The sequence below is a fragment of the Methylobacterium mesophilicum genome (assembly GCF_036441335.1).
Taxonomy (GTDB): domain Bacteria; phylum Pseudomonadota; class Alphaproteobacteria; order Rhizobiales; family Beijerinckiaceae; genus Methylobacterium; species Methylobacterium mesophilicum_B.
Genome location: NZ_MLBW01000034.1, coordinates 55,432 through 78,505 on the forward strand (window position 1 = coordinate 55,432; position 23,074 = coordinate 78,505).

Sequence of the window (23,074 nt, forward strand, 5' to 3'; positions counted from 1 at the left end):
GGCGAATCGGTGAGGGCCGGGGGATCCTGCCCCAGGCCGCGGGCGATGTCGCGATGGAACCCCGGCCCGGTCAGTGGTCGGCCGCGGGCACTGTGCCGCCGCCGCCCGTCGCGAGCTTGCGACGGGCATCGGCCTGACCGCTCGTCGCGCCGAAATAGCTGGCCGAGTCGCCCAGCTGCACCGAAGGTTGGCAACCCGGCGTGCAGGACAGGGATTCCCGATCGAGGCCGCGCTGCACCGTGATCGTCGAGTCCCGCGACGCCTCGACCCGGATGGTCGTCTCGGCAATCATGGCGCCGCCGTTGTCGAGGGCGATCAGGTTGGTCGAGCCGAAGCTCTTGCCGGTGAGCACGAGGACGCCGTTCTTCTGTGGCGTCACCTCCGCGATGATCGGGTTGCCGACGATGACGGTCGACGTCTTCTCCGGCAGACGGAGCACCTTGGCGTTGTCCACGAGCACGGTCACGACGGGCAGCAGGTCGGGCTGGCCGGCCGCGGCCGCGACGCCCGTCAGCAGGACGACGAGGCCGGCACGGCCCGCGATCGACAGGGTGCGACGCATCGGGGTTCCTCAAGACGGCGGGCGGTCGACGAGAGTCCACCCGATGCCCGAGGCTAGCGCGGAACCCGTGAAGGAAGCGCTAAGCAAGACCAAGTCGCGGCACTGTGCCGTATCGGTGAAACCCAACCTTCACCAAATTCGCAGCGAGACAGCCATTTAGGGCGGTGCGGGATCGATTTAACCGATTTTCAAGGCGTAATCGGCAGTCTGTGCAGGCCGCCGATCGAGACCTGAAAATTCTTCATCGGGCATCGCGCAAGTTTCATCTCGCTCTGTGTTGATCGAAGGATCACCCTCCATGAAGACCCTGTTCACGCGTTTTGCTTCGGACGAGTCCGGCGCCACCGCGATCGAGTACGGCATGATCGCGGCCCTCATCGCCGTGGCCATCATCACCGCGCTGAAGACCGTTGGTACCAGCCTGACCAGCAAGTTCAGCCAGATCTCCGGCAACCTGAACTGATCGAGACACGTCCGATCTGCGGCAGGTTCGAGACTTCCCGCCTCTCCTCGAAATTCGGGTAGGGGCGGGGGTTCACGGCCTGCCGGGATCGCCGTTCTTCGCGGCGGCGCTGACCGCCCGGCACATCCGAGATCCGGGCCGGCACTTGGACCACTGGATCGGATCGAATTCCGTGACGCGACAGGCTGCGAACGAGATGGGCGCCGAGATGGTCGGTTCAGCGACGGCAGGCCTGGGACTGGCAAGCCTGGGACTGGCAAGCCTGGGACTTGCGGGTCTGGGCCCGGCCGGCTTCGGCCTCCTGATCCTGTTTCCCTTCCTGATGGCCTACGCGGCCGCCAGCGACCTGCTCACCATGCTGATCCCGAACCGGATCTCCCTCGCTCTCGTGGCGGGGTTCGCGCTGCTGGCCCTGACGAGTTCGATGAGCTGGACCGAGATCGGCTTCCACTGCGCTGCCGGAGCGGTCGTCCTGCTCGTCACGTTCACGCTGTTCGCTTTCGGCGTCATCGGTGGCGGCGACGCGAAGCTCGCGGCCGCCACAGCCCTGTGGCTCGGCTTCGACGGCCTCGGCGACTATCTGCTGGTAGCCTCGGTGTTCGGCGGCGCCCTGACCCTGGCGATCCTGTTCGCGCGGACGCATCCGCTGCCCGGCCGAATCGCCCGCATGCCGTTCGCCCTGCACCTGCACGACGCCAAGACCGGCATTCCGTACGGGATCGCGCTGGCCGCCGCGGCGCTCCTCGTCCTGCCCGAGACCGACGTCTGGACTCGGGCCCTCGCCAGCTGAGGCCGCTGCGGCGATTCAGACGAGCGGGATCTGGAGCCCCGGGCTCGGCCCAGCTAAAAGTCGCGCATGCCCCTCGCGCTGCTGCGTCGCCCCGATCCCGATCATCTTGAGGTCCAGCACGAGGGGGCCAGTCTCCGCATCGCCCTCCGTCGGCGGCCGACCGCGCGCCGCATCACGCTCCGCGTCTCGGCCGCTACCGGCGAGGCGGTGATCACCCTGCCGAGCCGCACCGCCGTCAACACGGCGCAGCGCTTCGCGGCGAGCCACGCGGGCTGGATCGCCGCCCGTCTCGCCCGCGTGCCGGCCCGCGTGCTGTTCGAGCTCGGAGCCAGCCTGCCGCTCCGCGGCGAGCCCCACCGGATCGGTCAGCGCGGCACCCGGAGCGGTCCCGTTCGCGTCGAGCGCGTGGAGGGCGAGCCGGTGCTCTCGGTATCGTGCGACGCCGCCCATGTGGCGCGCCGGGTCCGGGATTTCCTGGCCCGCGAGGCCAAGCGCGACCTGACCGAGGCGATCGATCGCTACGCGGCGCGGCTCGGGCAGCGGCCGGTGCGTGTCACGCTGCGCGACACCCGCAGCCGCTGGGGCTCCTGCACGGCCCGCGGTGAACTGAACTTCTCGTGGCGTCTGATCCTCGCGCCGCCGATGGTGCTCGACTATCTGGTCGCCCACGAGATGGCGCATCTGCGCGAGATGAACCACTCGCCGCGTTTCTGGGCGCTGGTGCACGCGCTCTGCCCGAACACCGATGCTGCCGAAGCGTGGCTCAAGCGCCACGGCACCGGCCTGCATCGCTACGGCTGAGCCGCCGCGACGATCCCTGTCAGCCCTTGGCGCGGAGCACCCGCTGGCGCGCCACGGCATCCGCAGGCCAGCTCGGGCGGGGATCGACCTCGCCGGGATTGAGGGTGCGCGGGGCGACGCTGTCGCAGATCTCCCGCTGACGGATGATCACCGGGTTTCCGAATTCGTCCCGGCGTCGGACGAGGCCGCCGTCCCGGCAGTAACCGGCGATCGCCGCCTGCCCGTTGCGGCGACCGTACGGGTTCGCCGCCACGGGCGGATGCTCGATCACCAGCGTGTCCGAGTGGTTGAGCGACCGTTCGATGTAGGTGGTCTGTCCGACCGGCAGGGACTGGGCTCCCGCCTGCGCGACGGTGGCCATCAGGCAGGCGGCCGAGAGAGTGAGCGGGCGCATCACGGCGTCAGGATCCGGCGCTGGAGGAGTGTTCAACCGTAATCTAGGCCGTCGAAACCCGCGCGGGTAGCGCCGGCGCGCAACACCGCGCCCACATCGCTTGACAGCGCGGGGCCGACCATGGTCGGAACACGCCCGATTGTACGGCTCCCGCCGGTCCTCGGCCGGAGCGTTCCGAAGGGATCGGTGGTGCCGCTTCACGCGAGGCTCGTTCGTTTCCGGCGCGCCGCGCTGCCGGTTCTCCTCGCCCTCGTCGCGGCGGCACTCGCGCCCGCCGGGCCGGCCGCGGCTCAGGGCATGGTGCGCAAGACCTTCGACGACTGGCAGCTGCGCTGCGAGACGCCGGCCGGCGCGAAGGCCGAGCAATGCGCCCTCGTTCAGTACCTCGCCGCCGAGGACAGGCCGAACCTGACCCTCGTGGTGATCGTCCTCAAGACCGCCGACAATCGCGGTTACCTGCTTCGTGTGGTGGCGCCGCTGGGCGTGCTCCTGCCGTCCGGGCTCGGCCTGAAGATCGACCAGACGGATATCGGCCGCGCCGGCTTCGTCCGCTGCCTGACCACCGGGTGCGTGGCCGAGGTCGTGATGGATGACGGGCTGATCCGCCAGTTCAAGAACGGTACGCAGGCGACCTTCATCGTGTTCCAGACGCCCGAGGAGGGCGTCGGCATCCCGCTGTCGATGAAGGGCTTCGCGGCCGGGTTCGACAGCCTGAAATGACGGTGCCGTTCGGGAGCCGCACGATGATCGGACATCGGGACAGGAGTCTCACGCGGTCTCCGGACACGGCCCGGCGCCGGACCGTCGTGCTCCGGCTGAGCGGGCTGGTGCTCGCCGCCTCGCTCGCCGCCACGGCGCCGGGCCGCGCCGAGGAGGGCAACATCTTCTCCAACCTGTTCAAGTACGGCGGCACGACGGTCCCGCCGTCGCAGCCCGAAGCCCTCGACCCGGCCTATTGCCCGACGGTCGAGGTGGCCGAGGGCGGGGCGGCCTCGCGCACCCTCGCGGGCGACACGGTTCGGACCCAGTTCTCCCTCGGCCGTCTCGCCCGCGAATGCGCGCGGCGTCAGGACGGCTCGATCACCGTCAAGGTGGGCGCCGAGATCAACGTCCTGCTCGGGCCGGCGGGTGCGCCGGGCCGGTTCGATGTGCCGGTGACGTTCCAGATCCGCCACGACGGCAAGACCGTCTCGAGCCGCACCGAGCGGGCCGGCGTGGTCGTCGGCCCCGGAGAGGCGCAGGGCTTCGCCACGGTCGTGGCCGACGAGCTGCAGGTTCCGGCCGCCATGACGGCCGATTACGACATCACGGTGGGTATCGGCACCGCTAAGGGTGCGGGCGGGAAGCCCGTCGCGAAACCGCGCCGCCGCAAACCGGCTGTCGCCGCGGCGCCACCCGGCGGAGGCGACGCTGCCCAGTGACGCCGCGGCGCGCCTCGGCGATCCGACCCCGCTGATTGCCCGGACCGGCCGCGACAGGCTCTGGCTCGGCCGGCAGACCCGGTTTCGGCTGGAGGCCACGGACGATCCCGCCTTCGATCGCCGCCTCGTTCTCCCGGACCGTCCCGCCGGCTGGATCGTGCTGAGCTATGCCGGTGATCCGACGAAGCCGCCCCGGCGCCCGATCCTCCGCGTCCTGCGGGGGCCAGACGAGACCGTTCAGGACTTCCTCCTGCCGGGAGCCGCGCAGGGGCTCGCCCACTGGCTCGGGCTGATCCCGCCGGATGCGCGGGAGATCCGCCTCTGTGCCGGTGCCGACTTCACCCTGGAGCGGGTCGGCGCCCGAAGGGAGGTCGCGGTGCTGGCGCAGTGCCTCCTGCGCCGGCCCTGGCGCTGCGTCGCCGCCCTCTACGAGCGCGCCCGCGGTTCGGAGCGGCGCTACCGCGACATCCTGCGCGGCGCCTGCGCGGTGACCCCGATGGCCCGGTTCCCGGCCTGGGCCGCCGTCCGGACCCGGCCCGCCCGCATCGCGCCGTCTGCCCTGCGGATCCGCTGCATCCTGCTCGCACAGTCCGGGGACGCTGCGGCGGTCTCGGCCACGCGCGACGCGCTGAACGCGCAGACGCACCGCCCCGAGTCGATCCGGGTCGCGTGCGCGGGGACGCCGCCCGCATCGGTCGACGGGCCGATGTCGCATCGGACCTGGGATGCGGCTTCCGCCCTCGACGAGCTTTCCGGCGAGGCGGACGCCCTGTGCCTGCTGCGCCCCGGCGACGTCCCGGAGCCGGAGGCCCTGGCGCTGCTGGCCCAGGCCCTGTCGGGAGCGGACATCGCCTACGGCGACGCGGTCGGCCCCGACGGTCGCCCGCAGCTGAAGCCGGACTGGAGCCCGGACCTCGCCCTGGCGACCGGCTATCCCGGGTTTCCCCTGCTCCTGTCGCGGACGTGGCTGGCCGCGGCCATGGCGCGCCCGGTCGGCCCGATGGTCGCGCTCGGGCCGGCCATCGTGATCGCCGCGATGACCACCGCCGCGCGGGTGGCGCATGTGCCGCGGATCCTCGCCCGAACCGCCGGAGACGGTCTGGACCCGTCGGCCCGGTCGGCGGCCCTGGACGCGCTCCGGTCCGGAGAGCCCCGGTTCCGCGCCGGGATCCACGACGGTGCCGTTCGCCTCGCATGGCCTCTGCCGGATCCGGTGCCTCTGGTGAGCATCGTGATCCCCTCGCGCGACCGTCTCGACCTGATCACCCGCGTCTGCCGCGGGGTGCTCCACGAGACCGCCTACGCGGCGATCGAGCTGATCATCGTCGACAACGGCTCCACCGATCCCGCGGTGCTCGACCATTACGCGACCCTGCGCGGCGATCCGCGCGTCCGGATCCTCATGGACCCGCAGCCCTTCAACTTCGCCGCGATGGTCAACGCCGGCGTCGCCGCGGCGTCGGGGGCGATCGTCGTCCTGCTGAACAACGACGTCGCCGTGCTGGAGCCCGGCTGGCTCGAGGCCATGGTCCGGCAGGCGTGCCGGCCGGAGGTCGGCGCCGTCGGGGCGAAGCTTCTCTACGGCGACGGCACGCTGCAGCATGCCGGCGTCGTCGTCGGCCTCGGCGGCCGGGCCGGCCACATCCTGCGCCGCCGGCCCTGTGACACGCCCGGCCATCTCGGCCAGCTGCGGGTGGCGCACGAGGTCTCGGCGGTGACGGCCGCCTGCCTCGCCGTCGCGCGGGAGAAGTACCTGGCGGTGGGCGGCTTCGACGCCGAGGCGTTCCCGGTTGATTTCAACGACGTCGATTTCTGCCTGCGCCTCGGCGCCGCCGGCTGGAAGACGGTCTGGACGCCGGCCGCGACGCTGGCCCATCTCGAATCCGTCAGCCGCGGCCCGTCCGTCGGGGCCAAGCGCGCCCGGTTCGAGCAGGAGGCCGCCCGCTTCTCCGAGCGCTGGCGTGCCGTGATCCGGCACGATCCGTTCTACCACCCCGCCCTCTCGGTCACGACCTTCGGCGAGGATCTGGAATGACACCGCGGTCGGACGGCGGATTTGACCGCGCACCGGATCGCGACGCTGCGCCGTATCTCGGGTCGTCGCGCCGCTCGTGGCGCGGGCTCGCGGGCGCGGCGCGCCACTTCCTCGCGCATCCCCGAGCGGCGGCCGCGATCCTGCGCGCGCGCGTGACGGGGAGGCGCCTGCGCGCCCGGCAGGCGCTCGCGGCTCTGATCGGCATCGATCATCGGCTCACCCTGCCGCCCGGGATCCTCGATCGCTTCCCCCCGGCCCCGGCCGGTCCGGGAGACGCGATCCGCCTCATCGGCGACGGCCTCCTCGTCGCCGATGCGCCGGCCCGGATCGCCGCCCTGTTCGCGCGCGAGCCCGACCTCCAGGCCCTGTACGGCGACGCCCTGGTGCAGGAGCGACCCGGCGGCGCGGTGCTGCCGCTTCTGCCGCCAGCCTTCGACGCCGACCGGCTCGCGGCCTTCGATTATCTCGGACCCGTTCTCGCGTGCCGACGCGGGGCCCTCGATCCCGGCGACGAGCCCGGAAGTCCCGCCGAGGCCGCATTCCGCATCGCGGAGCGCTTCGGTCCCGGCGCGATCGGCCACCTGCCGGAGATCCTGTCGATCCGGCGCGGCGCCTCGATCGCGACGCGGGGCGGCGTAACCGGACGCGTCCCTCATCACGCGCTGGTGCGCGGTCACCTCGACCGGACAGGGCGGGAGGGCGTTCGCGTGGCCGTCGGGCCCGACGGTCTGGTGCAGGTCGAGCATCCCCTGCCGGACGAGCGGCCCCTGGCCAGCCTCATCGTGCCGACCCGCGACCGCCTGGATCTCCTGCGCCCCTGCCTCGAGAGCCTGCGCCGCTGCACCGACTGGCCGTCGACCGAGATCATCGTCTGCGACAACGACAGTCGCGAGCCCGAGACGCTCGCTTACCTGCGGGCACTGGAGGGGGAGGGGAGGGGGCACGTCGTGCCCTGTCCCGGGCCGTTCAACTTCGCCGCCATGAACAACGCTGCCGCGGCCCGCGCCCGCGGCAGGCTGCTGGTCTTCGTCAACAACGACGTCGAGGCCTTCCGGCCCGACTGGCTGTCCCGCATGGCCCGGGAGGCCTTCCGCCCGGACGTGGGGGCGGTCGGTGCCAAGCTCCTCGACGGCGACGGCCGGATCCAGCATGGCGGCATCGTGCTCGGCACCGGCGGCCTCGTCACCCACGGGCACCGGCACTTTCCCGGCGACGCCCCCGGCTACCTCGGGGCTCTGCGCGTCACCCACACGGTGTCGGCGGTGACCGCGGCGTGCCTGGCCGTCGAGGCGGCGAAGTTCCGCGCGGTCGGTGGCTTCGACGAGGCGGTCTTCGCGGTCGACTTCAACGACGTCGATCTCTGCCTGCGCCTGAACGCGGCCGGCCACCGCACGCTCTTGGTCCCCGGGGCGGTCCTCCATCACCGCGAGGCCGCGAGCCGCCGCTGGACCCGAGAGGCCCGCGTCCGCCACGCGCGCGAGATCGCGGCGCTGAGAACGCGATGGGGGTCGCTGCTGGTGCAGGACCCCCATTATCACCCGGGCTTCGACCCGGAACTCTCGACCCACGCGCGGCTGCGCGCAGGGTTTCCCGAGGTCGGGCCAGCGCCCCTGCGCCGGCCGGGCGCCTGACCGGGCCTACTGCACGAGGCGCGGGCCGCCGCCCTGGACCTTCTCGTTCTCCGACATGATGCCGAGCCGCTTGGCGACCTCGGTGTAGGCCTCGATCAGGCCGCCGAGATCCTTGCGGAACCGGTCCTTGTCGAGCTTGTCGGAGGACTTGATGTCCCAGAGCCGGCAGGAATCCGGGGAGATCTCGTCGGCGACGACGATGCGCATCATGTCGCCTTCCCAGAGCCGGCCCGTCTCCATCTTGAAATCGACCAGCCGGATGCCGACGCCGAGGAAGAGACCGGACAGGAAGTCGTTGACGCGGATCGCCAGCGCCATGATGTCGTCGATCTCCTGGGGCGTCGCCCACCCGAAGGCGGTGATGTGCTCCTCGGAGACCATCGGATCGTTCAGCGCGTCGTTCTTGTAGTAGAACTCGATGATCGAGCGCGGCAGCTGCGTGCCTTCCTCCAGGCCCAGCCGCGTGGCCAGCGACCCGGCCGCGACGTTGCGCACCACCACCTCGAGGGGGATGATCTCGACTTCGCGGATCAGCTGCTCGCGCATGTTCAACCGGCGGATGAAGTGCGTCGGCACGCCGATGTCGTTGAGGTGCTGGAAGACGAATTCCGAGATCCGGTTGTTCAGCACACCCTTGCCGTCGATGACCTCGTGCTTCTTCGCGTTGAAGGCCGTCGCGTCATCCTTGAAGTGCTGGATGAGCGTGCCGGGCTCCGGCCCCTCGTAGAGGACCTTCGCCTTGCCCTCGTAGATGCGACGGCGGCGATTCATAGGCGTGTACCGTGGTTTGAGGAAGTCCATGGGCCGAGGCTCCTGATGCGCGACGATGGGGAGGATCCGCGGCGCGGCGACCGGACGCGAGGTCGGGCCGCCGGACGGCCTCTGCCCGAGGGCCCCGGCGACCGGCCGCCAAACTAGCGGAAGCGGGCTTCCAGCACAACGCGTTAGCCCGCAGGGCGGGATTGCGGAGGCCGGTCGGGACGTGCCCGGGACGACCTCCGCGACCCGTCCCGCGCCCATCATGCGGTCGTCACGCGATCGTCTTGGACGGGTAGCGGCAGAGGTCGGCGATGAGGCAGCGCGGGCATTCGGGCTTGCGCGCCTTGCAGGTGTAGCGGCCGTGCAGGATCAGCCAGTGGTGGGCGTGGAGCCGGTAGGCCTCCGGCACGATCGCCTCGAGCCCGGCCTGGACCCTGTCGGTGGTCGCGCCGACGAAGAGCGGGATCCGGTTCGAGACACGGAAGATATGGGTGTCGACGGCGATCCGCGGAACCCCGAAGGCGATGTTGAGTACCACGCTCGCGGTCTTGGCACCGACCCCGGGCAGGACCTGGAGGGCCTCCAGGCTCGCCGGGACCGTGCCGCCGTGCGTTTCCACGAGGATGCGCGAGAGGGCGACGACGTTCTTCGCCTTGGTGTTGAACAGCCCGATCGTGCGCACGAAGTCGCGAACCCTGTCCTCGCCGAGGGCCAGCATCTTCTCTGGCGTGTCGGCGACCGCGAAGAGCGGGCCCGTCGCGAGATTGACGCCGCGGTCGGTCGCCTGGGCCGAGAGCACCACGGCGACGAGGAGCGTGAAGAGATTGACGTAGTGGAGTTCGCCCTTCGGCTCCGGCTCCGCCGTCTGGAAGCGCCGGAAGATCTCGGCGAGGGTCGCGGCGTCGACGGCCTGTGGGGCCGTGTCCACCTGCGCGGTGACGGCCGGCCCGATCGGACCCGCTAGCCGCGCCGAGGCGGTACCCCTCGACGTGCCTTCGGAGCCGCTCCGTGGCGCGCTCTTGCCGCGCTTCGGCGGGGCCGCCCCGGGCTTGGCCGCGGACGAGGCTCTGGCCGGTCCCGGGTCGCCGCGACCGACGCGATCCGTCACGGGCGGGGGAGTCTTTCTGGCGGCCATCGGCGCGTTATATGGATCGCATGGCGAGCGGCAATCCTTCCGTCCACCCGTACGGGCTCGATCCGGACACGATCGACCGACCCGTCTTCACCGCGACGATCCGGCCGCATCAGTCGTTGAGCCGGCGCGGCTTCCGCGTCGTCATGGTCGGGTGCTGCGCGGTCTCTCTCACCGTGTCGATCTGGGCGTGGCGCATGGGCTTCTGGCCCGTGGCCGGCTTCTTCGGGCTCGACATGCTGGCGATCTACGCGGCGCTGAAGGTGAGCTTCCGGCGGGGTCGCTCCTTCGAAGAGGTGATGATCTCGCAGATCGAGATCCTGCTCGCCCGGGTCAGCCACCGCGGTGAGCGGCGCGAGTGGCGCTTCAATCCGCTGTGGACCAAGCTCGAGACGGTGGAGGACGACGAGTACGGCCTCCAGCGCCTGACTCTGGTCTCGCGACGGCAGCAAGCCCTGGTGGCGCGCGACGCCGGACCGGACGAGCGGGCGCGTGTCGCGCAGGGGCTCAGCGCGGCGCTCGCGCAGGTGAAGAAGGGTTACTGACCGGACCCCGGACGTCTCCCTCGTCCCACGGCCGTAACGATCCTGCCCGGCGAGGGCCTCACCGATCGTGGAAAAAGAGCGCGCGGGCGGAACCGGGTGTTGACGTGGGAATCGGCGGGCTCTATACCCCGGCTCATCGGCGCCGGCCGCGGAAGTGGACCGGGCGCTGAGCCATCTTCTGACAAGCGGCGGGATTGGCCGGCGGGATTGCCGGGCGGTCTTCTGTTTGCCTCTGATGAGCCTCGGGTGACCGGGGCGTTCTTTGACAAGTTGGAATGAGGAAGGGAGACGCGGGCGGCGTTTGTCCTTGCGGCCGGGTCTTAGGGCCTGGCGTGAGTAGACTTGTGCCGATCTGTTGTTCTTCTTTCTGAGCTCACCGACGGGTGTTTTGGCGCTGTGAAGCGTCGGGATGCTTGGTCGATGTGAGGCTCCGTCTGAGAATACACGTGATCGGCCGGATCTTTCTCTTCAACGTGAGAGTTTGATCCTGGCTCAGAGCGAACGCTGGCGGCAGGCTTAACACATGCAAGTCGAGCGGGCCCTTCGGGGTCAGCGGCGTAAGCGGGAAACCCCCCTTAAAACGAGACCTCCCTTGAGGGCCGTGGAAGACGACCACGTCGATAGGCCGGGGGTGCAAGCGCGGCGACGCGTTGAGCCGACCGGTACTAATCGCCCGATTGGCTTGATCGCTCTCGTGATCCGTGTCCGGACTGGTTCGGCAGCCGCAAGGCTGGCGAAGCAGACGATGCGGTTGCAAAACAGACCAGAGGCCGTCCTCGCCAAAGCGCGACGACCGCCACCACATGCTTGCCGAACCGGACACCCGCCGTCGCAGCACCCTGCGAAGGCCCGTCCGAAAAGACTTGCGATGTGCCGGTCTGGTGGCCTGAGCGGCGTGCCCAGAACCCGATCCCATCTCGAACTCGGCCGTTAAACACGCCAGCGCCCATGGTACTGTGTCTCAAGACACGGGAGAGTCGGTCGCCGCCAGACCCGCACATCGCAAGCAACATCCCCTCACCACGTACACCGATCCGCGACGCCGACGGGCCGCTCTCTCCGAGAGCGGCCCGTCGGCGTTTCGCTGTTGGCGGTTCCTCTGCAGCTGCCTTACCGCGAAGTCATCTTCCCGCGACCATCCCGTAATCGCTCCCGCGCCATCATCCTCCGACCGCACGCGGGCCATCGCCCGCGCGGACGAAGCCGGTGACGGAACTCGCGCCCTCCGAGTCTCCCGCGCCTCGCTTCGGGACGGGTCGAGGTCCGCGGCCTCGGCCCGTTCATCCCGAGAGGGGAGGGGAGCGGCTTGACCATGTTGATGGAGATACGTTCCCCCGACCAGCGCGGCGCGCTATGGAACGGGGCCATGCGACTGCTCATCATCGAGGACGACCGGGAGGCGGCGGCCTATCTCGTCAAGGCGTTCCGCGAGACCGGGCACGTCGCCGACAGCGCGCATGACGGCCTCGACGGGTACGCCCTCGCCCGGGAGGGCGACTACGACGTGCTGATCGTCGACAGGATGCTGCCGAAGCTCGACGGACTGTCGCTGATCCGGTCATTGCGCGAGCAGAACGTCGCGACGCCGACCCTGATCCTGTCGGCGCTCGGGCAGGTCGACGACCGGGTGAAGGGCCTGCGCGCCGGCGGCGACGATTACCTTCCGAAGCCCTACGCGTTCTCCGAGCTCCTGGCCCGCACCGAGGCGCTGGCCCGGCGGCAGGCTGGATCCGGCGCCGCGGAGGAGACCCGCTACCGGATCGGCGACCTCGAGCTCGACCGGCTGTCGCATCGGGTGACCCGGGCCGGCCGCGAGATCCCGCTGCAGCCGCGCGAGTTCCGCCTCCTCGAGTACCTGATGCGGCACGCCGGGCAGGTCGTGACCCGCACCATGCTGCTCGAACACGTGTGGGACTACCACTTCGACCCGCAGACCAACGTCATCGACGTTCACGTCTCGCGCCTGCGCAGCAAGCTCGACAAGGGCTTCCCGTCGCCGATCATCCACACGGTCCGGGGAGCGGGCTACGTGCTGCGCATCGACGAGGGCGCGGCCGGGTGAGCGAGGTTTGGACCGACGCGCCGGTCGCCCGCGAGACCGCGGCGGCGCGTTTCCAGAAGCTGTTCCGCACCACCGCGTTCAAGCTGTCGCTGGCCTACCTCGCGATCTTCGCCCTCTGCGCCTTCCTGGCGCTCGGCTACGTCGCGTGGAACGCCCGCGCGGTGCTCGACGACCAGATCGTCTCCACGATCGACGCGGAGATCAACGGCCTGTCGGAGCAGTACAATGCCGGTGGCCTGCGGCGGCTGATCTCGGTGGTGGAGCGGCGGTCGCGCGAGCCCGGGGCCTCGCTCTACCTCGTGACCACGGCCGGCGGCGACCACGTCGTCGGCAATGTCGGCTACGTGCCGGCCGCTGTGCTGGCGACGCCCGGCCAGAGCGAGACGCGCTACGGCCGCAACGATTCGGATTCCCAGGCACATCAGGCGATCGTGCGGGTCTTCACGCTGCCGGGCGGGTTCCGCCTGCTGGTCGGGCGCGATACCGAGGAGCGCGACCGCCTGCGGGCGGTGATCGGGCGCGCCTTCGTCACGTCGCTCGCCGCCGTCGTGCTCCTCGGGGTGATCGGCGGCTGGCTGGCGGCGAGCCGGGTGCTGCGCCGGGTCGACGCCATGACGCAGACCACGCGGGCGATCATGGCGGGCGACCTCGACGGCCGGCTCCACGTGGCCGGGAACGGCGACGAGCTCGATCGCCTCGCGTCGAGTCTCAACCAGATGCTGGAGCGGATCGGCGAGCTGATGCGCGGGATGCGGGAGGTCTCCGACAACATCGCGCACGACCTGAAGACGCCGCTGACCCGCCTGCGCAACCGCGCCGACGAGGCCCTGCGCCGCGCCTCGACACAGGAGGAGCTGCGCGCGGCGCTGGAGGCCGTAATCGACGAGGGCGACGGGCTGATCCGGGTGTTCAACGCCCTCCTGATGATCGCGCGGCTCGAGGCCGGGAGTGCCCGGGAGATCCTCGCGCCGCTGGATGTCGGCCACACGGTGCGGGGTGTCGGCGAACTGTACGACGCACTCGCCGAGGACCAGGGTCTGACCCTGGCGGTGCGCGCGCAGGGCGACCTGATCATCGCCGGCAACCGGGAACTGATCGGGCAGGCCCTGGCCAACTTGATCGACAACGCCCTGAAATACGGCGCGGTCTCCGCCGAGGCGGAGGCCATCGTGACTCTGGAGGCGTGGCGCGAGGCGGACACGGTCCGCCTGGCCGTCTCCGACCACGGCCCTGGCATTCCCGAGGCGGAGCGGGCCCGCGTGCTCGGCCGGTTCGTGCGTCTGGAGGATGCCCGGTCGCGACCGGGCTTCGGCCTGGGGCTCAGCCTCGTCAACGCGGTGGTCCGCCTGCATCACGGGGCCCTGCGGCTCTCCGACAACGGTCCCGGGCTCCGGATCGAGATCGAGTTTCCGGCCGCGGCGCAGGCGCAGGCGGCCGCCGGTGACATCCTGCCCGCTCCGCCATCGGGCGACCCTGTGCCGGGATCGCTGTCCCGCGCTACTTAGGTCGCGACCTGTCCCACCGTGACCGCGCCGCGATCGTATCCGAACACCGGCGCGCCCGCGTTCCAGGAGGCCCCATGACCCTCAAGACCAAGACAGCCCTCGTGACCGGCTCGACGAGCGGCATCGGGCTCGCCATCGCGCGCGCCCTCGCGGGCGAAGGGGCCAACGTCGTGCTCAACGGATTCGGGGACGCGCAGGCCATCGAGGAGGCTCGGTCGGGGATCGAGAGCACCTACGGGGTCAAGGCTCGCTACTCGGCCGCCGACATGAGCAGGCCCGACGCGATCGCCGCCATGGTGCGCGAGGCGGAGGAGGCCTTCGGGGCGGTCGACGTGCTGGTCAACAACGCCGGCATCCAGTTCGTCTCGCCGATCGAGGAATTTCCCGCGGAGAAGTGGGAGCAGATCATCGCCATCAACCTGTCCTCGGCCTTCCACACGATGCACGCGGCGATCCCCGGGATGAAGGCGCGGGGCTGGGGGCGGATCATCAACACGGCCTCGGCCCACTCCCTGGTGGCCTCGCCGTTCAAGTCGGCCTACGTGGCGGCCAAGCACGGGATCGCGGGCCTGAGCAAGACGGCGGCCCTGGAACTGGCGCCGCACAGGATCACGGTGAACTGCATCTCGCCCGGCTACGTCTGGACGCCGCTGGTGGAGGCGCAGATCCCCGACACCATGAAGGCCCGCGGCCTCACCAAGGAGCAGGTGATCGAGGACGTGATGCTGAAGGCGCAGCCGACGAAGGAGTTCGTCACCGTCGATCAGGTGGCCGCGCTGGCGGTGTTCCTGTGCTCCGACGCGGCCAGCCAGATCACCGGCGCCAATATCAGCATGGACGGTGGCTGGACAGCGCAGTAGCGCGACCGGCCCCGCCGGCGGGGTGGGCCGACGCCGCGAGGGCCCCGCCCGGGCACGGGCGGGGCCGCTGCCGGTCAGCGGCGGCCGTGGATCAGCAGCGCGATGCCGTACCCGACCGCGCCCGCGATCAGGAGCGCGACCAGGGGATTCTCCTCCACCCGGGCGCCGACGGCGGTGCGACCGTCGCGCAGGTACGAGCCGCCCCGCTCGTAGACGTCCTCCGCCACGTCGCCGGCGCGCTCGTAGGCGTCGCTCGCGTAGTCGCCGGCGCGGTCGGCGATGTCCCGGGCCTTGTCCTTGACCTGGCCGTAGACGTTCTGCGCCTGGCCCTGCGCCTCGCGGAACCGCCCCTCGACAGAGTCCCGGTTCGATCCGACGAAGTCGCCGGCCGCGCCCTGAACCTTGCCGACGGCCTCCTTGGCGCCGCCGACGATCCGATCCGTATCCACCATGGCACTCTCCTGGACGTGAGCGCGGCGCCGCGACTGGGGCGCCGCTCGTTACGCCGTCGTCCACCGAACGCGCGAGATGGCGTTTGTGCCCCCGATCGCCACGAAATTGTGCGCCTCGACCCGCGATCGCGGCGGCGGAGCGGGTCAGAGCCCGATCAGCTCCGCGATGGCCGCCGCGCCGGCGGCCGGGGACGTCTCGCCCCGGGCGACGCCGGCCTCCGCCTCCGCCGTGCGGCGACGGACCTCCGGGGAGCCGACGAGGCGCTGGTGCAGGCGCTCGTCCACCAGCGCCCACATCCACTTCACGTCCTGGGTCCGGCGCTTCGCCTGGATCTCGCCGGTCGCCGTGAGCTTCTCCCGATGCTCGACGATCTTCGCCCACAATGCGTCGAGGCGCAGGTTGTGGAAGCCCGAAATCGTGACCACCGGCGGCGTCCAGGTGGCGGAGGCCGGGGTCAGGATGTGCAGCGCCGCCCGGTATTCCGAGGCCGCCGCGTTGGCGCGCTGCTCGGCCTCTCCCGCATCGGCCTTGTTGACCGCGATCATGTCGGCGAGCTCGAGGATGCCCTTCTTGATGCCCTGCAGCTCGTCGCCCGCCCCGGGCAGCATCAGTACGAGGAAGAAGTCGGTCAGGTCGGCCACCGCCGTCTCCGACTGGCCGACGCCGACCGTCTCGACGAGGATCACGTCGAAGCCCGCGGCCTCGCAGAGCAGCATGGTCTCGCGTGTCTTGGCCGCGACGCCGCCGAGCGTGCCGGAGGAGGGGGAGGGGCGGATGAAGGCCTTGGGGTCGTGCGACAGCCGCGCCATCCGGGTCTTGTCGCCCAGGATCGAGCCGCCGGTCCGGGAGGAGGACGGGTCGACCGCGAGCACCGCCACCCTGTGACCGGCCTCCGTCAGGTTCGAGCCGAGGGCGTCGATGGTGGTCGACTTGCCGACGCCGGGGACGCCCGTGATGCCGACGCGGATCGCCCGGCCGGTCTCGGGCAGGACCGAGTCGATCAGGCTCGCCGCCAGCGCCCGGTGATCGGCGCGCTTGGACTCCGCCAGCGTGATGGCCCGGGCCAGAGCGGCGCGGTCGCCGCGCAGCAGCCGCTCGCGGAGACTCTCGATGTCGATGGACGGCGTCATGCTCTCTTCATGGCCGCGGCGACGGCCGCAGTCGAGGGGGAGAGCATCGGGGTCGGGGGATCGCCGGCCTGTGTCCCGCCCACCACAAGCCCGGCCGTGCCCGCTATTCACGCCGCGTTGCGGTGGTCGTGCCCCGCGATGGTCACGATCCTGGGCAACGGAAGGCGTCCAGCCCGAGCGTAACCGGATCATGTCGAGCCAGATCGTCTCACGCCGCATCCTTCTTCGCTTCGGAGCGCTCGCGGGCGCCGCGGGTCTCGCCCCGTCGCTCGGCGCCTGCGTCACCGACGATCTCGGGACCGGCGCGGCCCTGCCCGAGAGGCAGTCGGCCCTTGACGTCATGCCGGTGCTGCTGGTCGCCACGACGCGCAAGCCCGTTGGCAACCCGCCCCGGCCTCCGTATTTCAGCAGCGACCGCGGCCGTGGCCTGAGCTTCGCCGAGGTGCGCCTGTCGCCGCCCGACCGCTCGCTGCTCGGCAAGGTCTCGTCCGTCATCACCGGCGACTGGACCATCGGCGCGGTTCCGAAATCCGAATCCGGACCGGGCGCCGCCGAGGCCTTCGCCCAGGCGGCCCTCGGGCGCGACGTGCTGATCTACGTCCACGGCTACCGCGAGTCGTTCGAATCGGCCGCGGTCAGCGCCGCTCGTCTGTCGGACGGGATCCGGTTCCGCGGAGTCTCCGGCCTGTTCACGTGGCCGTCGGCGGCCGCGACCCTCGACTACAATTACGATCGCGAGAGCGCCCTCTGGTCGCGCGACGCGTTCGAGGACCTGCTGAAGGCGCTCGCCGCCTCGCCGAGCGGCGGCCGCATCAACATCGTCGCGCACTCCATGGGCACGCTCCTGACCCTCGAGACCCTGCGCATGCTCCGCGCCGAGGCCGGCGAGGCGGCGATGTCGCGGATCGGCGCCGTGGTTCTGGCCGCCCCCGACATCGACTTCGACCTGTTCTCCAACGGTGTCGCCCGCATGGGACCCGACGTCTCGAAAATCACCGTGATCTCCTCCACGAACGACCGGGCGCTCGAACTCTCGGCCGCGCTGGCGGGGGGCGTGCGCGCCGGCGCCGCCGATCGCGCCAAGCTCGAGGCACTCGGGGTGCGCGTCGCCGACGCCTCCGATTACGGCGGCGGCCTGATCAACCACGACCTGTTCCTCTCGAACCCGGACGTCCAGGGCGTGGTCAAGCGCGCCATCGCCCGCGGCGCCGGCGTCTGACGCGCGCCACTCACCCGGTCCGGGTCGCCATGCTCTGCGGCGGCAGGGGTTCTTCCGGCAGGACCGGCGCGTCGCCGGAGGCGTCCAGGTGGTCGATCCGGTCGGCCCAGACCCGGAAGCCCACCAGGGAATTCGGTCCGAACGTGTGGGTCAGCGGCACGTCCGCGGCGTCCCGGCCGTACGCGACCATGACCCGCCCGATCCGCGGGCTGTTGTTGCGCGGGTCGAACACGTGCCAGACGCCGCCCAGATAGACCTCCATCCAGGCCGCGAAGTCGCCGGCCGGGTGCGGCTCGGGCTCGCCGATGAAGCTGATGTAGCCGGTGCAGTAGCGGGTCGGGACGTTGAGGGCGCGGCAGAACGCGACCGCCAGGTGGGTGAAGTCCCGGCAGACGCCGCGGCCGCCCGCGTAGGCGTCCATAGCCGTGCGGTCGCGATGGGCGAACTCGTAGCCGAACGCGATGTGGGCGTGCACGAAGTCGCAGACCGCCCGCACCCGGGCCCAGCCGGGCTCGGTATGGCCGAAGAGACGCCACGCCTCGTCCGCCAGAAGATCCGATTCGCAGTACCGGCTGGGCAGCAGGAACACGATCGTCTCGGCCGGCAGCTCCTCGACCGCGTGCTGCGCCGCTTCCGGGTGTGCCGGATCGGGCATCCCGCTGTCGCGGATCACGGCGTCGGTCCCGACGGTGAAGTTGCCGGCCGGCGCGGTCAGGCGGCCGCACTGGTTGCCGAAACCGTCGCGGTAGATCGCCACCGGAACGGGCGGATCGGTCCGGAGCACGTCGGGCGCCTCCAGGTCGGACGCCCTGGAGGGATGCACGTTGAGCATCACCACCATGGGCACGGGATAGGGGAAGGCGTAGCGCATCTCGCAGCCGAGCCTGATCCGCATGCGCGGGTGATCCTTCGTGTTCGAGACTGTGCCCGCCCCGATGGGCGCAGGATCCGTGCCGCGCCGAATCGTGCGGGTCGGGCCGGGACGGGCTTGGCGGCCGTCCGCTTCACCCCTACAGCATCCCCGCGCGGCGCTCGCGGCCGCCGGACGAGACCGAAGCGTTTCTTCCCGGGGCAGCGCGTCGCACCCGTGCGCCAGCCCGCTGAGCGGGAGCGCCTGAGGACGGTTACGAGAGGGATGCCGGCCATGTTCACGCTCGAGATCGACGGCACCGCCGTTGCGGTGATCAACAGCGACGAGGCGTCCGCCAAGGACCTCTTCACCTGTGACGGCTTCAAGGAAGACATCCGGACCATGACGACCGGCGGGAAGCCGCTCTGGAACGGCACGTCGGCGCTCAAGGTCCGGGCCGCCACGGAGGACGAGGTCGAGATCTTCGAGGACGCGCTGGCCGAGGACGACGGCGAGGGTGATTTCGTCGACGATCCGCGGCACACCGGGTCCGATTCGGACGACGAGGACGAGGCCGACATCGTCTTCCTGGTGGATATCGACGAGGACGAGGACGAAGCTGACGCCTGAGCGCGGCTGAACCCCAGCGCCTCCCGGGCGGTTTCCGATCCGTTGGATCGGGTCCCGGGAGGATGGCATGGCTGACAGCAGACGGATCGTCGACGCGCTCGTGCGTTCGAGGCGCAACGGCCTCGCCGCCGGTGCCGCCCTCGGCGGGTTGGCGCTGATCGGTGGTCTCGCCTACCGGGCGCTGCGCGGGGCGCCGCCGCCCGAGGCCGGAGGCCCCGACTTCACCACGGTCGACGAGGACGAGGCCCGGCTGATGCTGCGGGCCATGGTGGCGGCCACGATCGCCGACGGGCTGGTCGACGCCGCGGAGCGCAAGCGCCTCGACGCCGCCGTGGCCGAGGCGGGCCTCGATCCCGACGGGCGGTCCTGGCTCGATCGCGAGCTCGCGGACCCCGCCGACGTCGACGCGATCGCCGAGCGGGTCGCGACCCCGGATGCGGCGGCCCGGATCTACGCGGCGGCGCGGCTCGCGATCGACCCCGACACGCTCCAGGAGCGCCAGTTCCTGAAGATGCTGGCCGAGGCCCTCGATCTGCCCGCGGAGGCGACCGAGCGAGTCGAGCGCGACATCGCGGCCTGACCGGCAACCTGTCCGATGGGCGGATCTCCCCAGGCGGCCGAGCTTCGTGCTAGGCTTCGCCGCGACGACGGGTCCGGGCGATCCGTTCGCGGGAGGACGGGACATTTCATGGCAGGACTGTCAGTGCCCGCGCTCGCGCGCGCCCGGCGGCGGGCCTACGCGCTGGTCGCGGCCATGCTGATCGCCGGCGGCTCCGCGCGCGCGGCCGACCCGGCCGCCGGCCCGCTGACCATCGCCGAGCAGGGCAGCTTCTTCGTCGGCGGCCGCGACGTCCAGTCCGACACGCTCTCGACGCTGCCGGCCTACGCACCGTCGGGCACGATCAGCATCGACCAGATCTATGTCCGCTATCAGATCCCGGTGAATGCCGGACGGCCGCCGCTGGTCCTGATCCACGGCTGCTGCCTCACGGGCAAGACCTGGGAGACGACGCCCGACGGGCGCATGGGCTGGGACGAGTACCTCGTCCGGCGCGGTTTCCCGACCTACGTGATCGATCAGGCCTGGCGCGGCCGCTCGGCGGCGAGCCCGGCCCAGATCAACGCCGTGAAGCTGGGACGGGCCGATCCGAATTCTCTTCCGGCCGTCTTCTCGGCCGGGCGCGAGCCGGCCTGGGCGATCTTCCGGTTCGGGCCGGAATACCCGAAGGTGTTCCCCGGCATGCAGTTCCCCCTGGAGGCGCAGGGCGAGTTCTGGAAGCAGATGGTCCCGGACTGGTCGGCCGCCCTGCCGGTGCCGAACCCGACCGTGCCGGCTCTGTCGGAGCTCGCCAAGCGGCTCAAGGGCGCGGTGCTGATCTCGCACTCGCAGTCGGGGATCTACCCGTTCCAGACTGCTGCACTCGATCGGACCGGCCTGCGCGCCATCGTGGCCATCGAGCCGGCCGCCTGCCCGGACCCGGCCAAGGACGACCTCGCGCCCTACAAGGACCTGCCGATCCTCGTCCTGTTCGGCGACTACGTCGACGCCTCGCCCCGCTGGGCGCCGCGGCTCAAGCAGTGCCGCAGCTTCGTGGCGGCCGCCAACGCCGCGGGGGGCAAGGCGGAGCTGATCCTGCTGCCGGAGATCGGCATCCACGGCAATTCGCACATGCTGATGCAGGACAAGAACAGCCTCGACATCGCCGACTGGCTGGTCGGCTGGATCGACAAGCGGGCGCCCGGCAAGTCCTGAGGCGGGCCGATCGAACCGGTATCCGTCCTCACGTCCCGGTCGCCACACCCGCCACCGTCATCACGCGCGCGAAGTGACCCAGGGCTGCCCTGCCTCGGCGGCGTCGCGCCGACTGGATCGCTTCGCCGCGCGCGAGGACGGCGGCGCGGAAGCCGACGTCCCTGCCGGGGTCGGCGACGGCGTGCGGTCTCAGCCCGGCCTGTGCGCGCTGAGGAACGTGCCCATCCGCTCCAGCGCCCGCCGGATGTTCTCGGCCGAATTGGCGTAGGACAGGCGGAGATAGCCCTCGCCGTGGACGCCGAAATCCGGACCGCCGATCACCGCCACACCCGCTTCCTCCAGGAGGGTCGAGGCGAGGGCCTTCGCCTTCCAGCCGGTCCGGGCGATGTTCGGGAAGGCGTAGAACGCGCCCTCGGGCACGATGCAGGAGACGTCCGGCAGGGCGTTCAGCCCTTCGACCACGATCGCCCGGCGCCGGTCGAATTCGGCGACCATCTCGGCCACGCAATCCTGCGGGCCGTCGAGCGCCGCGATGCCGGCCCACTGCGTCGCCGCGTTGACGCAGGAATGCGCGTTGACGGCGAGCTTGCGCGCCGCGTCGTAGAGCGGCTTCGGCCAGACCGACCAGCCGAGCCGCCAGCCGGTCATCGCGTAGGTCTTGGACGCGCCGTCGAGGTAGACCAGCCGGTCGCGGATCTCGGGATAGGCCAGCAGCGAGTGGTGGGTCTCGCCGTCGTACGTCATGGTGCCGTAGATCTCGTCCGACAGCACCGCGACGTCGGGGTGCTCGGCGAGGCCCTTCACCAGGGCGTCGATCTCGGCCTTCGGCGTCACGCCGCCGGTGGGGTTGGCGGGCGAGTTGACGATCAGCAGCCGCGTCTTCGGCGTGATCAGCGCCAGGGTCTCGGCCGCCGAGAAGGCGAAGTCGTTCTCCTCGCGGATCGGCACCGGGACCGGCGTCGCGCCGGTGAACTCGATCATCGAGCGGTAGATCGGGAAGCCCGGATCCGGATACAGGATCTCGGTCCCGGGCGCGCCGAACATCAGGATCGCCATGAACATGGTGACCTTGCCGCCCGGCACGATCATCACGGAATCCGGCGAGACCTCGACGCCGTGGCGGCGGTGGATGTCGCGGGCCACCGACTCGCGGAGCTGCGGGATACCGACAGCCGGCGTGTAGCCGTGGTGTCCGTCGCGCAGCGCCTTGATGCCCGCCTCGACCACGTGGGCGGGCGTCGGCATGTCCGGCTGGCCGATGCCGAGGTTGATCACGTCCCGCCCCTGCGCGGCGAGGGCCTGGGCCCGCGCCAGCACCGCGAAGGCGTTCTCCTCGCCGATGCGCGAGAAGGCCGGGACCACGTGCAGCATCGCGCCCTCCGGGCGGTGGGACGTCAGTGCTTGGACCGCTCCGAGAGCTTCATCGCGCCGAACGACATCGCCGCGGCGATCGCGCCCAGGATCACGAAGGTCTTCACGGAGGCGTAGAACAGGTCCGGGTTGATGCCCTCGTCGGTGTAGAGCACGAGACCGATGGCCGCGAGCGGCAGCGAGATGAGGGCGAAGAGCGGGACGAGCGGGTTCATGTTCGGCACTCGGGATCCGGCGCGCGGCTGACCGCGGCCCTGGGAAAGCGCCCCTGCATATCACCGTGCCGCGAAGGTTGGGACCCCGCGAGCTGCAGTTTTTCGCCGGCTCGCCCGAACGCTCATGGATGCGCAATCATTTCGCGCAACAGTGGCGTCTCCGGGAGGGCGGACACGTATGCGTTGGGCATCGGTCGATTCGAAAGGCAAGGGAGCGGGGAGTTCAGGCTCCAGATCCTCCAGCGTCGAGACGCTGGCGCTCCATATCGGGCGGCTGCTGCGACATCCCGCCTACCGGCGCGAGTCGGTCGTGAGCCCGCTCCTGCGGCGTCACCTGCCGTTCGAGGCCGGCTACGCCTGGAACGGCGAGGCCGGCCTGCGCGCCCGGCTGACGAGCGCCGCCCTCGACGAGGCGAGCATCGATCACCTGATCCGCAACGTGCAGGCCGAGTTCCTGCGCCTGCGCCGGCCGGCCGATACCTGAGCCGGATCC

Annotated in this window: 25 protein-coding genes, 1 rRNA gene and 1 other annotated feature; of the genes, 17 read left to right on the plus strand and 9 right to left on the minus strand. The window is 71.0% G+C overall.

Annotation, left to right across the window (positions count from 1 at the left end; all coding sequences use genetic code 11):
- Positions 1-70 precede the first annotated feature (70 nt).
- On the minus strand, positions 71-562 hold the full coding sequence (locus MMR14E_RS20935; protein ID WP_331316946.1) for a pilus assembly protein N-terminal domain-containing protein: 492 nt from the start codon (positions 560-562) through the stop codon (positions 71-73).
- 298 nt (positions 563-860) lie between these two features.
- Here MMR14E_RS20935 and MMR14E_RS20940 point away from each other — a divergent pair, with 298 nt between their 5' ends.
- From MMR14E_RS20940 to MMR14E_RS20950, 3 genes are all read left to right on the plus strand, one after another.
- A complete protein-coding gene (locus MMR14E_RS20940; RefSeq protein ID WP_012320434.1) occupies positions 861-1,025 on the plus strand; it encodes a Flp family type IVb pilin in 165 nt (54 codons plus the stop codon).
- Positions 1,026-1,221: 196 nt separating this feature from the next.
- Positions 1,222-1,815: an A24 family peptidase gene (locus MMR14E_RS20945; protein WP_331318592.1), complete on the plus strand. Its 594-nt coding sequence runs from the start codon at positions 1,222-1,224 to the stop codon at positions 1,813-1,815.
- Between the two features lie 66 nt (positions 1,816-1,881).
- Positions 1,882-2,616 (plus strand): SprT family zinc-dependent metalloprotease, encoded by a 735-nt coding sequence (locus MMR14E_RS20950; RefSeq protein WP_331316948.1) that lies wholly within the window; start codon positions 1,882-1,884, stop codon positions 2,614-2,616.
- Between the two features lie 19 nt (positions 2,617-2,635).
- Here the strand turns inward: MMR14E_RS20950 and MMR14E_RS20955 are convergent, their stop codons facing one another.
- On the minus strand, positions 2,636-3,010 hold the full coding sequence (locus MMR14E_RS20955; RefSeq protein WP_331316950.1) for a hypothetical protein: 375 nt from the start codon (positions 3,008-3,010) through the stop codon (positions 2,636-2,638).
- A gap of 186 nt (positions 3,011-3,196) precedes the next feature.
- On the opposite strand from MMR14E_RS20955, the gene MMR14E_RS20960 reads away from it, so the two are divergent.
- The 4 genes from MMR14E_RS20960 (at position 3,197) to MMR14E_RS20975 (ending at position 8,097) form a co-directional block, all read left to right on the plus strand.
- Positions 3,197-3,730: an invasion associated locus B family protein gene (locus MMR14E_RS20960; protein WP_012320430.1), complete on the plus strand. Its 534-nt coding sequence runs from the start codon at positions 3,197-3,199 to the stop codon at positions 3,728-3,730.
- 23 nt (positions 3,731-3,753) lie between these two features.
- Entirely contained in the window at positions 3,754-4,431 is a 678-nt protein-coding gene (locus tag MMR14E_RS20965; RefSeq protein ID WP_331316952.1) for a hypothetical protein, read from the plus strand.
- A gap of 157 nt (positions 4,432-4,588) precedes the next feature.
- Positions 4,589-6,466 carry a glycosyltransferase family 2 protein gene (locus MMR14E_RS20970; protein WP_331316954.1) on the plus strand — a complete coding sequence of 626 codons (1,878 nt, stop codon included), beginning with the start codon at positions 4,589-4,591 and terminating at the stop codon, positions 6,464-6,466.
- The gene (locus tag MMR14E_RS20975; RefSeq protein ID WP_331316956.1) at positions 6,463-8,097 is read left to right on the plus strand and encodes a glycosyltransferase family 2 protein; all 1,635 of its coding nucleotides are present in this window, start codon (positions 6,463-6,465) and stop codon (positions 8,095-8,097) included. The genes MMR14E_RS20970 and MMR14E_RS20975 overlap by 4 nt, the downstream gene beginning before the upstream one ends.
- A 6-nt stretch (positions 8,098-8,103) precedes the next feature.
- On the opposite strand, the gene purC is transcribed toward MMR14E_RS20975, so the two are convergent.
- Positions 8,104-8,898 (minus strand): phosphoribosylaminoimidazolesuccinocarboxamide synthase, encoded by a 795-nt coding sequence (gene purC / locus MMR14E_RS20980; RefSeq protein WP_010684691.1) that lies wholly within the window; start codon positions 8,896-8,898, stop codon positions 8,104-8,106.
- Positions 8,899-9,127: 229 nt separating this feature from the next.
- Entirely contained in the window at positions 9,128-9,991 is an 864-nt protein-coding gene (gene nth, locus MMR14E_RS20985; protein WP_419539385.1) for an endonuclease III, read from the minus strand.
- A gap of 20 nt (positions 9,992-10,011) precedes the next feature.
- Here nth and MMR14E_RS20990 point away from each other — a divergent pair, with 20 nt between their 5' ends.
- From MMR14E_RS20990 to MMR14E_RS21010, 5 genes are all read left to right on the plus strand, one after another.
- Positions 10,012-10,533 (plus strand): DUF2244 domain-containing protein, encoded by a 522-nt coding sequence (locus MMR14E_RS20990; RefSeq protein ID WP_331316959.1) that lies wholly within the window; start codon positions 10,012-10,014, stop codon positions 10,531-10,533.
- 592 nt (positions 10,534-11,125) lie between these two features.
- Positions 11,126-11,210: a sequence feature (23S ribosomal RNA rRNA prediction is too short), on the plus strand.
- Between the two features lie 200 nt (positions 11,211-11,410).
- A 5S ribosomal RNA gene (rrf, locus tag MMR14E_RS20995) occupies positions 11,411-11,526 on the plus strand.
- Between the two features lie 373 nt (positions 11,527-11,899).
- Positions 11,900-12,595 (plus strand): response regulator transcription factor, encoded by a 696-nt coding sequence (locus MMR14E_RS21000; protein WP_331316961.1) that lies wholly within the window; start codon positions 11,900-11,902, stop codon positions 12,593-12,595.
- A complete protein-coding gene (locus tag MMR14E_RS21005) occupies positions 12,592-14,100 on the plus strand; it encodes a sensor histidine kinase (RefSeq protein ID WP_331316963.1) in 1,509 nt (502 codons plus the stop codon). Before MMR14E_RS21000 ends, MMR14E_RS21005 begins: the two co-directional genes overlap by 4 nt.
- Positions 14,101-14,174: 74 nt before the next feature.
- Positions 14,175-14,960: a 3-hydroxybutyrate dehydrogenase gene (locus MMR14E_RS21010; RefSeq protein WP_331316964.1), complete on the plus strand. Its 786-nt coding sequence runs from the start codon at positions 14,175-14,177 to the stop codon at positions 14,958-14,960.
- A gap of 74 nt (positions 14,961-15,034) precedes the next feature.
- Here MMR14E_RS21010 and MMR14E_RS21015 read toward each other — a convergent pair whose 3' ends face one another.
- Positions 15,035-15,412 carry a CsbD family protein gene (locus MMR14E_RS21015; protein WP_331316966.1) on the minus strand — a complete coding sequence of 126 codons (378 nt, stop codon included), beginning with the start codon at positions 15,410-15,412 and terminating at the stop codon, positions 15,035-15,037.
- A gap of 144 nt (positions 15,413-15,556) precedes the next feature.
- Complete coding sequence (gene meaB, locus MMR14E_RS21020) at positions 15,557-16,543, minus strand: methylmalonyl Co-A mutase-associated GTPase MeaB (protein WP_331316968.1); 987 nt, start codon at positions 16,541-16,543, stop codon at positions 15,557-15,559.
- Between the two features lie 190 nt (positions 16,544-16,733).
- Here meaB and MMR14E_RS21025 point away from each other — a divergent pair, with 190 nt between their 5' ends.
- Positions 16,734-17,762 (plus strand): alpha/beta hydrolase, encoded by a 1,029-nt coding sequence (locus MMR14E_RS21025; protein ID WP_331316969.1) that lies wholly within the window; start codon positions 16,734-16,736, stop codon positions 17,760-17,762.
- Positions 17,763-17,772: 10 nt separating this feature from the next.
- On the opposite strand, the gene MMR14E_RS21030 is transcribed toward MMR14E_RS21025, so the two are convergent.
- Complete coding sequence (locus tag MMR14E_RS21030; protein ID WP_331316971.1) at positions 17,773-18,657, minus strand: transglutaminase family protein; 885 nt, start codon at positions 18,655-18,657, stop codon at positions 17,773-17,775.
- Positions 18,658-18,906: 249 nt separating this feature from the next.
- Between MMR14E_RS21030 and MMR14E_RS21035 the strand changes: the two genes are divergently transcribed.
- The 3 genes from MMR14E_RS21035 to MMR14E_RS21045 all read left to right on the plus strand — a co-directional run bounded on the left by MMR14E_RS21035 (position 18,907) and on the right by MMR14E_RS21045 (position 20,995).
- A complete protein-coding gene (locus tag MMR14E_RS21035; protein ID WP_331316973.1) occupies positions 18,907-19,242 on the plus strand; it encodes a hypothetical protein in 336 nt (111 codons plus the stop codon).
- Positions 19,243-19,309: 67 nt separating this feature from the next.
- Positions 19,310-19,822: a DUF533 domain-containing protein gene (locus MMR14E_RS21040; protein ID WP_331316975.1), complete on the plus strand. Its 513-nt coding sequence runs from the start codon at positions 19,310-19,312 to the stop codon at positions 19,820-19,822.
- A gap of 108 nt (positions 19,823-19,930) precedes the next feature.
- Positions 19,931-20,995 (plus strand): esterase, encoded by a 1,065-nt coding sequence (locus tag MMR14E_RS21045; protein ID WP_331316977.1) that lies wholly within the window; start codon positions 19,931-19,933, stop codon positions 20,993-20,995.
- Between the two features lie 189 nt (positions 20,996-21,184).
- On the opposite strand, the gene MMR14E_RS21050 is transcribed toward MMR14E_RS21045, so the two are convergent.
- A complete protein-coding gene (locus MMR14E_RS21050; protein WP_331316979.1) occupies positions 21,185-22,366 on the minus strand; it encodes a pyridoxal phosphate-dependent aminotransferase in 1,182 nt (393 codons plus the stop codon).
- Between the two features lie 23 nt (positions 22,367-22,389).
- Positions 22,390-22,581, minus strand: coding sequence for a hypothetical protein (locus MMR14E_RS21055; protein ID WP_026605443.1), 192 nt, complete (start codon positions 22,579-22,581; stop codon positions 22,390-22,392).
- A 178-nt stretch (positions 22,582-22,759) separates the two neighbouring features.
- Here MMR14E_RS21055 and MMR14E_RS21060 point away from each other — a divergent pair, with 178 nt between their 5' ends.
- Positions 22,760-23,065, plus strand: a complete 306-nt coding sequence (locus tag MMR14E_RS21060) for a hypothetical protein (protein WP_331316980.1) — start codon at positions 22,760-22,762, stop codon at positions 23,063-23,065.
- Positions 23,066-23,074 lie beyond the last annotated feature (9 nt).

Bases quoted from the DNA above. Each gene is read 5' to 3' on its own strand.
- MMR14E_RS20935 (WP_331316946.1), bottom strand. From the start codon at position 562: ATGCGTCGCACCCTGTCGATCGCGGGCCGTGCCGGCCTCGTCGTCCTG.
- MMR14E_RS20975 (WP_331316956.1), top strand. From the start codon at position 6,463: ATGACACCGCGGTCGGACGGCGGATTTGACCGCGCACCGGATCGCGAC.
- MMR14E_RS20990 (WP_331316959.1), top strand. From the start codon at position 10,012: ATGGCGAGCGGCAATCCTTCCGTCCACCCGTACGGGCTCGATCCGGAC.
- MMR14E_RS20945 (WP_331318592.1), top strand. From the start codon at position 1,222: ATGGGCGCCGAGATGGTCGGTTCAGCGACGGCAGGCCTGGGACTGGCA.
- MMR14E_RS21030 (WP_331316971.1), bottom strand. From the start codon at position 18,657: ATGCGGATCAGGCTCGGCTGCGAGATGCGCTACGCCTTCCCCTATCCC.
- MMR14E_RS21015 (WP_331316966.1), bottom strand. From the start codon at position 15,412: ATGGTGGATACGGATCGGATCGTCGGCGGCGCCAAGGAGGCCGTCGGC.
- MMR14E_RS21050 (WP_331316979.1), bottom strand. From the start codon at position 22,366: ATGCTGCACGTGGTCCCGGCCTTCTCGCGCATCGGCGAGGAGAACGCC.
- MMR14E_RS20940 (WP_012320434.1), top strand. From the start codon at position 861: ATGAAGACCCTGTTCACGCGTTTTGCTTCGGACGAGTCCGGCGCCACC.
- MMR14E_RS21035 (WP_331316973.1), top strand. From the start codon at position 18,907: ATGTTCACGCTCGAGATCGACGGCACCGCCGTTGCGGTGATCAACAGC.
- purC (WP_010684691.1), bottom strand. From the start codon at position 8,898: ATGGACTTCCTCAAACCACGGTACACGCCTATGAATCGCCGCCGTCGC.
- MMR14E_RS21040 (WP_331316975.1), top strand. From the start codon at position 19,310: ATGGCTGACAGCAGACGGATCGTCGACGCGCTCGTGCGTTCGAGGCGC.
- MMR14E_RS20955 (WP_331316950.1), bottom strand. From the start codon at position 3,010: ATGCGCCCGCTCACTCTCTCGGCCGCCTGCCTGATGGCCACCGTCGCG.
- MMR14E_RS21025 (WP_331316969.1), top strand. From the start codon at position 16,734: ATGTCGAGCCAGATCGTCTCACGCCGCATCCTTCTTCGCTTCGGAGCG.
- MMR14E_RS21055 (WP_026605443.1), bottom strand. From the start codon at position 22,581: ATGAACCCGCTCGTCCCGCTCTTCGCCCTCATCTCGCTGCCGCTCGCG.
- meaB (WP_331316968.1), bottom strand. From the start codon at position 16,543: ATGACGCCGTCCATCGACATCGAGAGTCTCCGCGAGCGGCTGCTGCGC.
- MMR14E_RS20950 (WP_331316948.1), top strand. From the start codon at position 1,882: ATGCCCCTCGCGCTGCTGCGTCGCCCCGATCCCGATCATCTTGAGGTC.
- MMR14E_RS21060 (WP_331316980.1), top strand. From the start codon at position 22,760: ATGCGTTGGGCATCGGTCGATTCGAAAGGCAAGGGAGCGGGGAGTTCA.
- nth (WP_419539385.1), bottom strand. From the start codon at position 9,991: ATGGCCGCCAGAAAGACTCCCCCGCCCGTGACGGATCGCGTCGGTCGC.
- MMR14E_RS21010 (WP_331316964.1), top strand. From the start codon at position 14,175: ATGACCCTCAAGACCAAGACAGCCCTCGTGACCGGCTCGACGAGCGGC.
- MMR14E_RS20965 (WP_331316952.1), top strand. From the start codon at position 3,754: ATGATCGGACATCGGGACAGGAGTCTCACGCGGTCTCCGGACACGGCC.
- MMR14E_RS21045 (WP_331316977.1), top strand. From the start codon at position 19,931: ATGGCAGGACTGTCAGTGCCCGCGCTCGCGCGCGCCCGGCGGCGGGCC.
- MMR14E_RS21000 (WP_331316961.1), top strand. From the start codon at position 11,900: ATGCGACTGCTCATCATCGAGGACGACCGGGAGGCGGCGGCCTATCTC.